We start from the raw sequence: 821 nt of genomic DNA, 5'->3' as shown, positions 1-821 counted from the left end.
TAAGGTCACAGGCGGTTCGGGTTCAACGGCTGGCGCAATCGTCTGACGCTCAACCGCAACGATGCCAGCCACGTCCTGCATGGGCACGGCACTGTCAAGCAGCAGCGCAAAGGCGCTTTCCGGCTCGGCGACCTGACACAGATACCCATTGGCATCCATGCCCGGCGGGAACACCACGCGCAGCGGGGTGATCCCTTTGGCGGCCAGTGCCACGGCCAGTTTCACCGCGGCTTCATTGCCGGCACTGTCATTGTCGAAGGCGATCAGTATCTGCTTAATCCCGTAGTGTTCAAAGGCCTGCCAGTGGTCAGCCGTGACCCCGTTCACCCCATAGGCGGCGGTGACATGGCGGTGCCCGGCGGCCCAGAACGACAGCGCATCGATCAGCGATTCACACAGGATCAGGCTTTTCGAGGCCACCAGTGCGGCTTCATTCCAGATCCCACGGTGTGCCCCCGGCAGGTAAATATGTTTGGGCGTCCCGGCCCGCAGGCGGTCAATAATTTTGCGGCCATACATTTCCTGCACTTCGCCATTCAGACCGATCACCGGAATGACCAGCGAGCCGCTGAAGTGTTCATGCCCGCTGTCACGCAACAACCCGGCAGCCTGAAGCTGCGCGCGGATCTCCGCCCCGGCTTTCAGTTGTCGGGCGGGCAAGCGATACCCCAGTGTCCGGTTGGCAAAGCCCAGCTTAAACTGCGCCACTAATTCAGGCTGGTTAAGCCGCCGTTGGGTCAGATAGGCCTGCGCTTCCGGGGCATTGAGCAGCGTATGGTGATAGAACTCAACCCCCCGCGACAGCAGTGCCTGCTGCCCGG

General features: G+C 61.8%; 1 protein-coding gene. It reads right to left on the bottom strand.

The window, feature by feature from the left end; translation table 11 throughout:
- The coding region (locus tag Xmir_RS22225) for a toprim domain-containing protein (protein ID WP_145956962.1) at nucleotides 1-821 on the bottom strand (821 nt) is incomplete at both ends.

It is taken from the genome of Xenorhabdus miraniensis (assembly GCF_002632615.1).
The sequence above is the reverse complement of the archived record's forward strand: the minus strand, read 5'-3'. Positions and strand labels throughout refer to the sequence as shown.